This window comes from Achromobacter anxifer (assembly GCF_903652925.1).
In the GTDB taxonomy this organism is placed as follows: Bacteria; Pseudomonadota; Gammaproteobacteria; order Burkholderiales; family Burkholderiaceae_B; genus Achromobacter; species Achromobacter anxifer.
In genome coordinates this window covers 14,861-29,141 of the sequence record NZ_CAHLAR010000018.1, presented here as the reverse complement: position 1 = coordinate 29,141, position 14,281 = coordinate 14,861, and the positions used below count along the sequence as shown (strand labels likewise).

Here is a 14,281-nt window from a genome sequence, read left to right as displayed (position 1 = left end):
GGAGGGATTACTTGCGCACTTCGCGCTGGAAGATTTCCAGGCTCAGCTTCTTCATCTGGATGAAGCCGGGCTCGGACAGAGTTTCCACCGTGCGCGGACGCGCGTCGCGGTAGTCCAGGATTTCCGCGACCCTGGTGGGCCGCTTGGTCAGCAGCAGCACCTGGTCCGCCAGGTACACGGCTTCCTCCAGGTCGTGCGACACCAGCAGCATGGTGGTGCCGGTCTGCATGAAGACCTCCTGCAGCTTTTCGCGGATGAAGAGCGTCATCTCGAAGTCCAGCGCGGAGAAGGGCTCGTCCAGGAACAGCACCTCGGGGCCGGGGGCCAGGGCGCGCATGATGGAGGCGGTCTGCTGCTGGCCGCCGGACAGTTCGTAGGGATAGCGGTTCAGGTCGAACTTTACGTCGAACGAGGCCACCAACTCCTCGACCCGCGCGTCCACCTCGGCCTTGCCGCGGCCTTCCAGGCGCAGCGGATAGGCGATGTTGTCGATGGTGCGCAGCCAGGGGAACATGGCTTCGCGGTAGTTCTGGAAGACGTATCCGATCTTGGTCTGCGCCAGCGATTTTCCGTCGAACAGGATCTCGCCCGAATCGATGGGGATGAGGCCGGCGATCATGTTGATCAGCGTGGACTTGCCGCAGCCGTTGGGGCCGAATACCGACACGATCTTGCCCTTGGGTATGTCCAGGTTGAAGTCTTCGTACAGCGGCCAGCCGGCGAAGTACTTGGTCAGCCCGCGTATCGTGATGTGGGTGCCCAGCGGGCCGGGCGCGAAGGGCGCGGTGGCGGGGCCGGGGGCGATAATGGGATTGATGACGGTGGACATCAGCGGCCGCTCCAGTGGACCACGCGCTTTTCCAGCACGAGAAAAAGAATGTTCAGCACATAGCCCAGCGCGCCGGCCGCGAGGATGGCGGCATACATGTCGCGCACGTTCAGCACCTGCTGCGCGTTGATGATGCGATTGCCCAGGCCGCTGTCGGAGCCGATGAACATCTCGGCCACGATCACGATGACCAGGGCCATCGACACGCCGCTGCGCAGACCCACGAAGGTGGGCTGCAGGCTTTCCCAGATCAGCACGTCCTTGAAGATGCGCCAGCGCGACGCGCCCATTACGCGCGCCGCCATGACGCGCTGCTTGCGGGCGTTGATCACGCCATAGGCGCTGTTGAACAGGATCACCAGCACCGCCGCGAAGGCCGCGATGGCGATCTTGTTCATGTCGGTGACGCCGAAGATCATCAGGAACAGCGGGATCAGGGCGGAAGAGGGCGTGGAGCGGAAGAAGTCGATCAGGAACTCCACGCTGCGATACGCCTTTTCATTGCTGCCCAGCAGCACGCCCAGGGGCACGCCGATCACGCCGGCGATCAGGAACGCCTGCAGCGTGCGGTTCAGGGATGCCAGGAAGTCCGTCAGCAGCGGGCCGCCGGCCATGCCCTTGGCCAGCGCCGCAAGCGCCGCGCCGGGCGTGGGCAACAGGACGGGGCTGACCAGTTGCAGGCGCACTGTCAGGTCCCACACCAGGAAGAGCGCCAGCGGCCCGATCAGCGGCAAGAGGCGGCTCGCGTCGAATTTGCGCGCGGGCGGTGTGGCGCGGGTGGTGCCGGGGGTGCCGGTAGTGCTGGCGGCGCCGGCCGTGGTCGTTGCAGTCGCGGTCATGGTTCAACCCTTGTAGAGCATGGCCGATACGTCGACCTTCTGGGCGAACACGCCCTTGTCGGTGAACAGATCGAAGAATTTCTGGAAGTACTGGATATCGCCGGGCGTGAACTCGTTGTGGAGCGTGTACGCGGCCAGCGGCACTTCCTCGGTCATGGGGCCTTCGATGGCGGTATAGCCCTTCAGATAGGGGCGGGCCTCGTCGGGCTTGCTGCGCACCAGCTCGATGCCGCGCGCGTAGGCGGCGATGAATTTCCTGCTTTCCTCGGGATGTTTCTTCAGAAAGGCGGTGGTCAGGGACGCCGACCCGCCGAACCAGGGCGCCATCGGATCGCCCAGCACGTACTTGGCGATAACGCCGGCTTCCAGCACGCGGGTGGTGCCGTTCAGCCGGCCCACCGTGCCCGTGGGCTCCAGCGTGTAGCAGGCATCCAACTGGCCGGCGGCGACCGCAGCCACGTGCTGGCTGATCGCCAGCTCGACCACGGTCGCCCCGGTTGCGCCGGCGCGCTCCAGCACTGCCTTGGCCAGCGTGGCGTTCTGGATGCCGGGTCCAGATCCGACCTTTTTCCCCTTGAGGTCTGCTATGGATTTGATGGGACTGTCTTTCGCGACGATGAACTCATCCAGCACGTGTTTGGCGTTGCTGGGATTGGACGCGAAAATCTTGAACAGGCCGGGCGAGGCGATTTCGCCGATGGCCAGGTTGGCCGAGCCGGTGCCGTTGGCGCTGCCGTCCGCGCGGCCGGCCAGCATGGCTTCCATGATCTGCTGCGGCCCCGCGAATTTCAGCGGCTCGACGTTCAGGCCGGCCTCCTTGAAATAGCCTTTTTCCAGCGCTGCGTAGAACGGCAGGCCGGCCGCCACCGGCCAGAAGCCGATGCGGATGGCGGGTCCGGATTGCGCCCGCACGAGCGCCGGCGCGGCCAGCGTCGCGGCGCCCAACGCGGCGCCCTGGATCAGGCGGCGGCGAGTGGCGTTGAAGGCATGGGGCGCGTTGCGGTAGATCATGCGGAACTCCTGGTGTGCAAGAAGGGGGGGCGCTTGTAGACAAGCTGGCATACCAGGCATCAAGCAAGAGCCGTGCCAGCTTGCTTGGGGACTGCGGCGCCCGGAGAGCGCGGCTTGGCGGCTTCGCCCTGGTGCGGCGCCGGAACCACTTTGGTGCGCGTCGCACCATTGAAGGGGACGCACCCCGGCCCGCACCGTGCCTGGCCTGATGGCGGTAGCATGTGGGCGGACCGGCGCTCGCCGCTCCACTGTTTTCCTTTGGGTCCTCTTGCGACGTCGCATCTAGATGAATACGCGTTTTGTCGAAGCCTTTCTGTGGTCGGCGCGCCTGGGCAGCTTCCGGGCGGCCAGCGACCGCCTGCACATCACCCAGGCCGCCGTGGCCAACCGCATCGCCTCGCTGGAAGAGGACATCGGCGCCCGCCTGTTCGAGCGCGACGCCAAGGAATTGAGGCTGACCGCCACCGGCACCCGCCTGCTGGACTACGGCGAGCGCCTGCTGGAGATCCGTCAGCAGATCCTGTCGCTGGGCAAGGGGGGCGACGAGGTGTTCGGCCTGGTCCGCATCGGCGCCATCGAAACCGTGGTGCACACCTGGCTGATCGGTTTCCTGACCAATCTGCGGTCCACCTATCCGGGCATCGAGGTGCAGCTCACGTCCGAGACCACGCGGGCCCTGCACCGGGGCTTGCGCGAAGGCGCGCTGGACATCGCGCTGCAGACCGACCTGCTGAACGACAGCGGCATCATCAGCACCGCCTGCCTGCCCATGGAGATGGGCTGGGTGGGGCCGGCAGGCGATGAAGAGGCGCTGACCGCGCAACAGCTGCTGAGCGAGCCTGTGTTGACCATGAGCCCGGGCTCCCAGCCGCACGAGGCGCTCAAGGCCCTGTACCGCGAAGTCGGCATGCCGCAGGGCAAGGTGCATTGCGTCAGCTCGATCTCCGCGCTGGCGCGGCTGGTGCGCAGCGGTTTCGGCCGGGCGCTGGTGCCGCTGCCGCCCATCTACGAGTACGTCGCGCGCGGCGAGGTGCAGATCATCCGTTGCGACATTCCCGTGCCGCCCCAGCTGCTGGTGGTGAGCTACCTGGAAAGCGCCGGCTCGGACGCGATCCGGCTGGTGGCCGAACTTGCCAGCCGCGCTTCGGACCAGTTCACCTCGTCGGTCGTTGCGCCGCGATTGGGTTCGGCGCAATAGTGTTATCCCTAGGGCGGCTTTCAGTAATTCTGTTGCCGCGCAGAAAAATTACTCGTTTGTCCGCGGCCAGCCCGGCGGCTGAAGATGGAGCCTTCCGCAATCGAAGGAATCTTCTGTCTTCCGCCCATGAGCACGCACACCGAATCTTCTGTTCCGCCCCACGGCCTGCTGTTCGTCGCCACTGACGCCGACCCCGCCCACGAGGCCGATTTCAACCGCTGGTACGACCGCGAGCACGTGGAAGAGCGCGTGCGCATTCCCGGCTTCCTGTCCGGCGCGCGCTACCTGTCGCGGGAAGGCGGCCGCAAGTATCTGGGCCTGTACCGCACCGAGTCGCTGGCGGCCTTCACCACGGCCGACTACCGCGCCGCGTTCGAACGCCAGACCGCCTGGTCGGTGACCAACCTGGACCGCATGCGCGATCCGATGCGCCGCGTTTGCGCCGTGCGGGCCGTGACCGGCTTCGGCTCCGGCAGCGAGATCGTGGTCCTGCCCCTGCCGGCGACGCAGGACGGCGAGGCCCTCGTCGCCCGGGCGCAGACGCTGGGCGCCCAGCTGGCGCAGGCTGACGGTTTCGTGCAGTCCTATCTGCTGGTGCCGGACGCGGCGCTCAGCACGCCGCTGCCGCGCGAGTCCACCGACAACCGTGTGCTGGCGCCGCTGTTCGTGGTCGAGGCGAGCAGCGCCGCGGCCGCGCAGGCCTTGCGCGCCCAAGCCTGCGGCGCCTTCGATGCCGATCCTTCCGGCGCCTGGCTGCTGCAGCTGGGCTGGAAATTGGCCGCCGCGGACCTGCGCTGAGCCCGCCGCGGCCTGACGCCAAACACCATATTCAAGGGGAATCCCATGGCTGAAGAAACGCTGTACGGCGCCGGGGTGGTCAAGACCGCTGCAGCGCCCAACAAGATGCGCAGGCTGGCGCTGGCCAGTTCGGTCGGCACCACGCTGGAGTGGTACGACTTCACCATCTACAACCTGATGGCGGCGCTGGTATTCAACGCCATCTTCTTTCCGTCCTTCGACCCGCTGACGGGCACCATCCTGGCCTTCTCCACCTATGCCGTGGGCTATGTCTCGCGGCCGCTGGGCGGCTTTGTCTTCGGCCACCTGGGCGACCGGCTGGGGCGCAAGTTCGTGCTGGTCGCGACCCTGGTCATCATGGGTATTTCCACCGGCCTGATGGGCATGCTGCCGACCTACGCCAGCTGGGGCGTGTGGGCGCCAGTGGCGCTGGTTGCCTTGCGCTTCGTCCAGGGCGTGGCCCTGGGCGGCGAATGGGCCGGCGCGGTGCTGCTGTCGATGGAGCACGGCAAGCCCGACCAGCGCGGCCGCAACGCCTCGTTCACGCAGATCGGCCCGTCCTGCGGCACGCTGATAGGCACCGGCTTCATCGCGGTGGTGTCGGCCTTCCTGAGCCCGGAGGACTTCCAGGCCTGGGGCTGGCGCGTGCCGTTCGTCTCCAGCGTGGCGCTGGTGTTGTTCGGCCTGTGGCTGCGCCGCGGGGTCGAGGAAACGCCAGTGTTCCTGGAAATGGAGCAGAAGCGCGAAACCGCCGCCACGCCCATCAAGGAAGTGCTGGGCCAGTACTGGCGGCAGCTGCTGATCGCTGGCGGCTCGCGCATCGGTTCCGACGTGCTCTACGCCCTGGTGGTCGTGTTTACGCTGACCTATGTGACGACGGTGCTGCACCTGTCGCGGCCCATGGCCCTGACCGCCACCATGCTGGGCGCGGCGCTGAATGCAATCGCGGTGCCGCTGTGCGGACACCTGTCGGACAAGATCGGCCGGCGTCCGGTGTACCTGGCGGGCGCGGTGCTGGGCATGATCTGGGCCTTCGTCTTCTTCGTGCTGATGGACAGCGCGCATCCCATCGCCATCTGCGCCGCGGTGGTGGTGGGCCTGTTGATCCACGCGCTGATGTACGGCCCGCAGGCCGCGTTCGTTACCGAGCAGTTTCCGGGCCGGGTGCGCTATGCCGGTTCCTCGCTGGCCTACACGCTGGCCGGCATCGTGGGTGGCGGCTTCGCGCCGCTGATCATCGCCAGCCTGTTCAAGTCCTGGAACTCGACCTTCGCGATCTCGCTGTACGTGGCGGCGGCGCTGGTGGTGACGGCGGTGGCCGTGCTGGCCGCCAGGGAGACGGCCAAGGCGCCGCTGCAGCGCTGAGCCGCGGCTCGGCGCAAGCATTCGCCGTCCGGACTGAGGTCCGGGCGGCGAATGCCGTTTTCGGGCGGGAATCCGCCGTTGCCCGCTGTTCCGATTTGGAGCAAATTAGTCCGCTTCATTCAAAAAAATGTCAGGTATCTGACTTTTATCTGAATGACAAACGAAAATTGTTTACACTCTCATCCTCAAAATTCAAGCATGAGCGGACCGCCGTGGGGGCGGATGCCGCTCGCGTTACGGGAGAGTGTCGATGCGCAAGTTGCTATTGGGAGCGGTGTTGGCCGCCGCGGTGTTCGGGGGAACGGCCCAGGCCGCGGTTGAACCCAAGGCCGTGGTTGCCACGTATTCGGACCTGGCGCTGGCCGGCTACGAAGATTCGCTGACTTCCGCCAAGGCCCTGCGCGCCGCGATCGACGCGCTCATCGCCAAGCCGAGCGCCGAGACGCTGAAGGCGGCGCGCGAGGCCTGGCTGTCGGCCCGCGTGCCCTACCAGCAGACCGAGGCCTATCGTTTCGGCAACCCCATCGTCGATGACTGGGAAGGCCGCGTGAATGCATGGCCGCTGGACGAGGGCCTGATCGACTACGTGGACGCGTCCTACGGCACCGAGAACGACGAGAACGCCTATTACGCGGTGAACGTCATCGCCAACTCCAAGATCTCGGTGGGCGGCAAGACCGTCGACGTCAGCAAGATCACGCCCCAGCTGCTGTCCGAGGTGCTGCACGAGGCCGACGGCAACGAGGCCAACGTGGCCACGGGCTATCACGCCATCGAATTCCTGCTGTGGGGCCAGGACCTGAACGGCACCGGCCCCGCGCCGGCCGACCGCAAGGGCACGCCGCAGGAGCGCCATGCCGGCAATCGTCCGCATACCGATTTCGATCCCAAGCAATGCACGGGCGGCCACTGCGAGCGCCGCATCGAATTCCTGAAGGCCGTGACCGACCTGCTGGTGACGGACCTGGAAGAAATGGTCGGCAACTGGAAGAAGGACGGCGCCGCGCGCAAGGCCGTCGAGGAAGACCCCAAAGCTGGCCTGATCGCCATGCTGACCGGACTGGGCAGCCTGTCCTATGGCGAACTGGCGGGCGAGCGCATGAAGCTGGGCCTGATGCTGCACGATCCCGAGGAAGAGCATGACTGCTTCTCGGACAATACCCACAACTCGCATTACTACGACCAGATCGGCATCCGCAACGTCTACCTGGGCAGCTACACACGCATCGACGGCAAGACCGTCACGGGCGCCAGCCTGTCGGAACTGGTGAAGGCCCGCGATCCCAAGCTGGATGCCGAAGTGCGCGCCAAGCTGGACTCCACCGTGGCCGCCATGCAGGCCATGAAGACCCGCGCGGAAACGGTCGAGACCTACGACCAGATGATCTCGGACGGCAACAAGGAAGGCAACGCGGTGGTGCAGGCCGCCATCGACCGCCTGGTCGACCAGACCCGCAGTCTGGAGCGCGTGATCGCTTTGCTGGACCTGGGCAAGGTCGCCATCGAGGGTTCCGACAGCCTGGACAAACCTGACGCCGTATTCAAGTGAAGCTCGTCTTAGCCGCCGTGCTGGCGGCGTCGGCCCATGCCGGCGCTGCCGCTGCTCCCCCCGGGCGCGATGACCTCACGCCCGAAGATCTCAAGCGCGTGAACGCCATCACCGCGCCCACGCGCGATTTTTCGAAGGCCGAGACCTTCGAGACCATGCAGGCCGGCGCGGCCACCACCAACAAGCTCATCAACGCCGACATCTTTTCGCAGCCCTCGGCCAATATGAGCTTCGAGGGTCGCCAGGAATTCCAGGTCGGCAATGGCCTGTTCCGCAAGGACTGGGTCTCGGCGCCTGCTTCCACACAGGCTTCCGATGGCCTGGGACCTCTGTTCAACGCGCGCTCCTGCCAGGCCTGTCATACCAAGGACGGGCGCGGCACCGTGCCTGGCTTCGATCCCCTGGAGCGTACCGATGCGGTGGCGCTGCTGCTGCGCCTGGCCGTGCCGCAGGGACCCGACCGCGGCCATCCCAGGCTGGCGCCGGGCGAGATCGCGGCCTTGCCCGAACCCGTCTACGGCGTGCAGCTGCAGAATTTCGCGGTGGCGGGCCTGCCGGCCGAAGGCCGCATGGAGATCGAATACCAGCCGGTCGCGGTCGCGCTCAATGGCGGCGAGACCGCAACCCTGATGAAGCCCGCCTACCGCATCGAGAACCTGGGCTACGGCCCGATGCGCGCGGATACGCAGATCTCGCCGCGGCTGGCGCCGCCCATGATCGGGCTGGGACTGCTGGAATCCATCCACGAGGCCGACATCCTGGCCAATGTGGGCGCGGACAAGCGCGATGGCATCGTCGGCAAGGCCAACTGGGTCACCGACGTGCGCACGGGCGCGCGCGTACTGGGCCGCTTCAACCTGAAGGCGGGACAGCCCACGGTGGAGCAGCAGAGCGCCGCCGCCTTCTCCAACGACATGGGGCTGTCGACGCCGCTGTTCCCGCAGCATTCCGGCGACTGCACGCCCGCGCAGAAGCAATGCCTGGAGATGCCGCACGGCGCGCAGCCGCGCTTCGGCCCGGAAGAGGTGCCGGCCAAGCTGATGGACTTCGTCACCATCTATTCCACCAATCTCGCCGTGCCGCAACGCCGTGACGCCGACGACGCGCGCGTGCTGGCCGGCAAGAAGCTGTTCTACGAGGCCAATTGCGTCGCCTGCCACGTGCCCAAGTACGTCACCAGCCGCAACGCCAAACAGCCGGAACACCGCTTCCAGCTGATTTGGCCGTACACCGACATGCTGGTGCACGACATGGGCGACGACCTTGCCGATGGCGTGTCCGACGGCGAGGCCAACGGCCGCGAATGGCGCACGCCGCCGCTGTGGGGCATAGGCCTGACCAAGACCGTGAACCCCAACGCCACCTGGCTGCACGACGGGCGCGCGCGCACCTTGCTGGAAGCCGTGCTGTGGCATGGCGGCGAAGCCAAACCCGCGCGCGGCCGCGTCGTGGCGATGACGCCGGAAGAACGCGCCGATCTGATCCGTTTCCTGGAGTCGCTGTGATGGCTGGAATTGCCCGGCATGTGTTGAAACTGGCCACGGCCGCGGCGCTGGCCTGCGCTGCGCCCTGGGCCGCGCAGGCCGCGCCGCCCGCGGACCTGGGCGAGCGCCTGGCGCGCGATTACGCTCGGCCCGCGGTGGCGAAAATGGCGGACGCGGCCTCGGCGCTGGAAGGCGCATTGGGCGGCTGGTGCGGCCAGCCCGGCGCGGCCAACGCGGCGCGCGTCAAGCAGGCGTTCGAGAACCTGGCGCTGGCCTGGTCCGGCGTCGAGTTCCTGCGCTTTGGACCGCTGGTGCAGGCCAACCGCTACGAGCGCCTGGCCTTCTGGCCCGATACGCGCGGCGTCATGCCCAAGCAGGTGCAGACGCTGATCGCCGCCCAGGATGGCGCCTTGCTCGTGCCCGGCGCCCTGGCGGGACGCAGCGTGGCCGTGCAGGGCCTGCCCGCGTTGGAATACGTGCTGTACGGCGAGCCGGCCTTGCTGCGGCGGGAGGGCGGGCATGTCGACGCCTATGCCTGCGACTACGCCCGGGCGGTGGCCGCCAACGTCACGCAGATCACGCGCGACGTGGCCCAGGCCTGGAGCGCCGAGGGCGACTTCGGCCGGCAGTTCGCGCAACCCAAGGCCGGCAACGACCTGTACCGCGACCAGCAGGAAGTGGCGGCCGAAGCCATGAAGTCGCTGTCCACCGGACTGCAGTTCGCGCGCGACGTGAAGATACTTCCCGTGCTGGGCGATACGCCGGAAGCGGCGCGCCCCAAGCGCGCGGCGTTCTGGCGCAGCCAGCTGTCCACGCGGCTGCTGGCGGCCAACCTGGACGGGCTGCAGGCCTTCTATCAGGCGGGCGGCTATGCGCTGCCTGCAGGCGACGCCTGGATAGATGCGTCGGTGCGCGGCGAACTCTCCAGCGCGGCGAGCACGCTGCAGGCCGTGCCGCTGCCGCTGGAGCAGGCGCTGGCCCAGGAAGAAGGGCGCAGGCTGCTGACGCTGGCCGCGCTGACCTTGAAGAACGCCAAGGCCATCGTCGATCAAGACCTGGCGCCGGCGCTGGGCGTGACGATCGGATTCAATGCGCTCGATGGCGATTGACCGGCGCCGCTTCCTGTCGCTCGCGGCTGCCCTGGGCCTGACGCCCGCGGCGGCGCTCGCGGCCGCGCCCGAAGCGGGCGAGGTCCTGTACCTGAGCGCGCGCAAGCGCGGCGGCCGCGACGAAACCGCGCTGCTGGACGAAGGCGGCCGCGACCGCCTGGTGGTGCCCATGCCCGCGCGCGGACACAGTTTCGCGATCGACGCCGCCGGCCGGCGCGCCGTGGTGTTCGGCCGCCAGCCGGGTTTCTTCGCGCTGGCGTTTTCCTTGGAGGGCGGCGAGCCCCAGCCGCTGCCCATGCACGAGGAACGTCATTTCTTCGGCCATGGCGCGTACCTGGACGGCGGCCGCCTGCTGGCCGCCACGGAAAACGATTTCGAGGCGGGACGCGGCGTGCTGGGGCTGTACGACGCCACGCCTGGCGGCGGCTATCGCCGCATCGGCGAATTCGACAGCGGCGGCATAGGCCCGCACGAGGTCGTGCTGATGCCTGACGGCAAGACGCTGTGCGTCGCCAACGGCGGCATCCTCACGCATCCCGACTACGGCAAGCTGGAACTCAACCTGGACACGATGCGGCCGTCGCTGGCCTATATCGACGCGGCCAGCGGCGAGCTGCTGGAAAGGGTGGAGCTGGAGCCCGCCCTGCATCGACTGTCGATCCGCCATCTGGCGCTGGCCGCCGACGGCTGCGTCTGGTTCGGCTGCCAGTACATGGGGCCGGCGGCCGACCGGCCCGCGCTGGTGGGACGGCACAGGCGCGGCGCGCGCTTGGAACTGTTCGAAGGACCGGCGCAGACGTTGCGGCGGATGCGCAACTATGTCGGTTCGGTGGCGGTGGATGCCGCAGGCGCGGTGGTGGCGACGTCCAGCCCCGTGGGCGGACAGGTGATCTACTGGGACGCGGCCAGCAGCCGCTGCCTGGGCACGACCGAGCTGGCCGACGGCTGCGGCGTGGCGCCGGCGGCCGATGCGGGTTTCCTGATCAGCAGCGGCCTGGGGGCGATGCTGCGCGCCGACGCCGCGGGCGCCGAAAAGCCCGTGCTGGCGCCGTCGCGCGAAGTATCCTGGGACAACCATTTCCGCAGGATCCCGACGCCGGCCTGAGCCGCGGCGCTTACAAAGCTTGACACACCGGGGCCGCAACGCGGCCCTGTTTGCAAGCGCCTTCTGATAAAGTTTTCGGTCGCTTTTTTCCGGGTCGCGATGAGCCTGTTGCCGGGCCGCGCGGCCTTAACTTTTCCGCAGGAGTATCCATGGAAGAAGCCTTGAAAGAATTTAACGCCTGGGCTCCCAAGCTGGTGGACCTGGGCCTGAATCTGGCGATCGCGCTGCTGATCCTCATCATCGGCTGGTGGGTGTCGTCCCTGCTGGGCGGCTGGGTCCGCCGCGCCGCGACGCGCTCGAAGAAGATCGATCCCACCATCGTGCCGATGTTCTACAGCACCGTGGTCTGGACGGTGCGCATCTTCACCGTGATCGCGGTGCTGGCGCGCTTCGGCGTGCAGACGGCCAGCCTGATCGCCGTACTGGGCGCCGCCGGCCTGGCCGTCGGCCTGGCGCTGCAGGGCACGCTGCAGAACATTGCCGCGGGCATCATGCTGCTGATCCTGCGTCCGATACGCGCGGGCGAGTATGTGGCGCTGAGCACGGGCGTGGACGGCACGGTGGAAGAGGTCGGCTTGTTCCTGACGCGCCTGGTGCAGGTCGATGGCATCCATCTGACCCTGCCCAACAGCACGGTGTGGAACGCCACCATCACCAACTTCAGCCGCAACAAGACGCGCCGCCTGGATATCCCGGTGCCGGTGCGCTATGGCGACGACCTGGACGTGGTGATCGCGAAGCTGCGAACCATCGTGGAAGCCCGGCCGGAGGCGCTGAAGGATCCCGAACCGCTGGTCAAGGTGGTCGACTACAAGGAAAACGGCGTCATCGTGAACGTCCGCGTGTGGTCCGAGGCGGCCAAGTACTGGGACCTGCGCTGGGGCCTGTACCAGGACATCCGCAAGTCGCTCGAAGCCGCGGGTTTCCAGCCGCCGATCCCGCTGCGCGAGATCCAGAACGCGAAGACGGGCACCGCGGCCTGATCCGCACGGTCATCGCAGTTAAAGCAAACGGGCGCCGATGGCGCCCGCTTTTCTTGCCGTACGCAGTCTTACGCCGGCATTGAAAGCCGTGCCAGTTCGTTCTTGATCCAGCCGGCGATCTCGCGCTGGCGCTGGGCCGGCATGCGGTCGATGATGGCCGTGACGCTGACCGCCAGGATCGGCGCGCCCTGGGCGTCGAGCAACGCGCAGCCCACGCCCAGCGCGCCGCGCACCGCGTGGTTGCCCACCACCGAGTAGCCGCGGGCGCGGGTGTTTTCGATCAGGCGGAACATTTCCTGTGGCGTCATGCCGCCGTACTCGTCCAGCCGGCCCGAGTTGCGCTCGACGATGCCGCGCGCGACATCGTCGGGCAGGGCGGCCAGCAAGGCCATGCCGCCCGAGCCCACGCCCAGCGGCTGGCGCTTGCCGGCATAGGTCGCCAGGATCTGCACGGGGTAGCTGCCGATCTCGCGGTGCAGGCTGATGGAATCGTCGTCCTCGCGCACCACCAGGAACACCGCGTCGCCGGTGCGGTCGGCCAGGCGCCGCAGCACGGGCAGCAACTGGCGCACGCGCGGATCGCGCGAGCGGGTGTCCGGGTCGACCGCCAGCTGGGCGCGGTACTTCTTGGTTCCCGTCACGGCCAGCACCAGCCCGGCGTCCAGCAGGGCGGCCAGCAGGCGGTAGATGGTGGGGCGCTGGATGCCCGTCAGGCGGGCGATGTCGGTCACGCTGAGGCCGTCGGGGCCTTGGTCCCGCAGGGCGGCCAGGACGGCGAGCCCGCGCCGCAATGTGCGTGGCCCGGCGGCCGCGGCGTCGCTATCTTGCATGAAAATCTCTGAAAACTCGGGTTATTACGGAATATTCAAGGGAAAACCACTGTCCGTGCCGTGGACTCTACCTTGATGCAGTGCATGTGTATAGCTCAGAATGCATCATCCAACAATTCAAATCGTCCATCTAATGGACAGTACCTGCACGGAGACACTATGACTACAGGTCAAAAGCCTGGACTGCGGCGTATCGCCGCCACCCTTCTGGCTACCGCCGCAAGCGCATTCGCAATGGGTTCCGCCCACGCCGCTTATCCCGACAAGCCCGTCCGCATCGTGGTCGGCTTTTCCGCCGGCGGCACCACCGACGTGATCGCCCGCATCATGGCCAAGGAACTGACCGAAAGCCTCGGCCAGTCCTTCGTGGTCGAAAACAAGCCGGGCGCCGGCAGCAACATCGCCACCGACCAGGTGCAGCGCGCCGCGCCGGATGGTTACACGCTGCTGTTCGTGGCCGTGACCAGCGCTATCAACCAGACGCTGTACAAGAACGTCACGTTCGACCTGACCAAGGATTTCACGCCGGTGGCGCTGGGCGCCAAGGTGCCGAACATCCTGGTGGTGAACCCGCAAGTGCCCGTGAAGACGGTGCAGGAACTGGTGGAATACGCCAAGAAGAACCCCGGCAAGCTGGCCTTCGCCTCGTCGGGCAGCGGCACCTCCATCCACATGGCCGGCGAACTCTTCAAGATGCAGACCGGCATCGACGTGCTGCACGTGCCCTACAAGGGCAGCGCCCCGGCCGTGACCGACCTGATCGGCGGCCAGGTGCAGTTCATGTTCGACAACATGCCTTCGTCCTGGCCGCACGTGCAGTCGGGCAAGCTGCGTGCCCTGGCCGTGACGACCACGGAACGCTCCAAGAGCGCGCCTGACGTGCCGACCATGAAGGAATCCGGTTTCGCCAACTTCGACGTGTCGTCGTGGTTCGGCCTGATCGCGCCCAAGGGCACGCCGCCCGAAGTCGTGGACAAGCTGAACGCGGCCATGGTCAAGGCGCTGGACAAGCCCGAAGTGCAGCTCAGCTTCGAGAAGCTGGGCGCCGTGGGCGTGAAGACCACGCCGGCCGAGTTCGGCCAGTTCATCAAGTCGGAAGTGGAAGGCTGGGCGCCGGTGGTCAAGGCCTCGGGCGCCACGGTGGATTGATTTTTGCGTTCCGGGCGGCAATGCCGCCCGGG

General features: G+C 67.3%; 13 protein-coding genes. 9 read left to right on the top strand and 4 right to left on the bottom strand.

Features of this window, described 5'->3' with window-relative positions; genetic code table 11:
* Positions 1-7: 7 nt before the first annotated feature.
* The 3 genes from HWY37_RS32640 to HWY37_RS32630 are packed head-to-tail and all read right to left on the bottom strand — an operon-like array spanning position 8 to position 2,679.
* Positions 8-829: an ABC transporter ATP-binding protein gene (locus tag HWY37_RS32640; protein ID WP_176090732.1), complete on the bottom strand. Its 822-nt coding sequence runs from the start codon at positions 827-829 to the stop codon at positions 8-10.
* The gene (locus HWY37_RS32635; RefSeq protein WP_246302466.1) at positions 829-1,668 is read right to left on the bottom strand and encodes an ABC transporter permease; all 840 of its coding nucleotides are present in this window, start codon (positions 1,666-1,668) and stop codon (positions 829-831) included. The genes HWY37_RS32640 and HWY37_RS32635 overlap by 1 nt, the downstream gene beginning before the upstream one ends.
* Before the next feature lie 3 nt (positions 1,669-1,671).
* Positions 1,672-2,679, bottom strand: a complete 1,008-nt coding sequence (locus HWY37_RS32630; RefSeq protein WP_176090731.1) for an ABC transporter substrate-binding protein — start codon at positions 2,677-2,679, stop codon at positions 1,672-1,674.
* A gap of 286 nt (positions 2,680-2,965) precedes the next feature.
* Between HWY37_RS32630 and HWY37_RS32625 the strand changes: the two genes are divergently transcribed.
* From HWY37_RS32625 to HWY37_RS32590, 8 genes are all read left to right on the top strand, one after another.
* Positions 2,966-3,877, top strand: a complete 912-nt coding sequence (locus tag HWY37_RS32625) for a LysR family transcriptional regulator (protein ID WP_176090730.1) — start codon at positions 2,966-2,968, stop codon at positions 3,875-3,877.
* Between the two features lie 126 nt (positions 3,878-4,003).
* On the top strand, positions 4,004-4,675 hold the full coding sequence (locus HWY37_RS32620) for a DUF4286 family protein (RefSeq protein WP_176090729.1): 672 nt from the start codon (positions 4,004-4,006) through the stop codon (positions 4,673-4,675).
* Between the two features lie 45 nt (positions 4,676-4,720).
* Complete coding sequence (locus HWY37_RS32615) at positions 4,721-6,040, top strand: MFS transporter (RefSeq protein ID WP_176090728.1); 1,320 nt, start codon at positions 4,721-4,723, stop codon at positions 6,038-6,040.
* Positions 6,041-6,290: 250 nt separating this feature from the next.
* The gene (locus HWY37_RS32610; RefSeq protein ID WP_176090727.1) at positions 6,291-7,589 is read left to right on the top strand and encodes an imelysin family protein; all 1,299 of its coding nucleotides are present in this window, start codon (positions 6,291-6,293) and stop codon (positions 7,587-7,589) included.
* Positions 7,586-9,094: a di-heme oxidoreductase family protein gene (locus HWY37_RS32605; protein ID WP_175206731.1), complete on the top strand. Its 1,509-nt coding sequence runs from the start codon at positions 7,586-7,588 to the stop codon at positions 9,092-9,094. The genes HWY37_RS32610 and HWY37_RS32605 overlap by 4 nt, the downstream gene beginning before the upstream one ends.
* Complete coding sequence (locus HWY37_RS32600) at positions 9,094-10,182, top strand: imelysin family protein (protein ID WP_176090726.1); 1,089 nt, start codon at positions 9,094-9,096, stop codon at positions 10,180-10,182. The genes HWY37_RS32605 and HWY37_RS32600 overlap by 1 nt, the downstream gene beginning before the upstream one ends.
* Positions 10,172-11,287: a DUF1513 domain-containing protein gene (locus HWY37_RS32595; protein ID WP_176090725.1), complete on the top strand. Its 1,116-nt coding sequence runs from the start codon at positions 10,172-10,174 to the stop codon at positions 11,285-11,287. Before HWY37_RS32600 ends, HWY37_RS32595 begins: the two co-directional genes overlap by 11 nt.
* Positions 11,288-11,436: 149 nt before the next feature.
* Entirely contained in the window at positions 11,437-12,270 is an 834-nt protein-coding gene (locus tag HWY37_RS32590) for a mechanosensitive ion channel family protein (protein ID WP_175206728.1), read from the top strand.
* A gap of 68 nt (positions 12,271-12,338) precedes the next feature.
* Here HWY37_RS32590 and HWY37_RS32585 read toward each other — a convergent pair whose 3' ends face one another.
* Positions 12,339-13,100: an IclR family transcriptional regulator gene (locus HWY37_RS32585; protein ID WP_175206727.1), complete on the bottom strand. Its 762-nt coding sequence runs from the start codon at positions 13,098-13,100 to the stop codon at positions 12,339-12,341.
* 159 nt (positions 13,101-13,259) lie between these two features.
* On the opposite strand from HWY37_RS32585, the gene HWY37_RS32580 reads away from it, so the two are divergent.
* Complete coding sequence (locus HWY37_RS32580) at positions 13,260-14,249, top strand: Bug family tripartite tricarboxylate transporter substrate binding protein (protein ID WP_175206726.1); 990 nt, start codon at positions 13,260-13,262, stop codon at positions 14,247-14,249.
* The last annotated feature ends 32 nt before the right edge of the window (positions 14,250-14,281 follow it).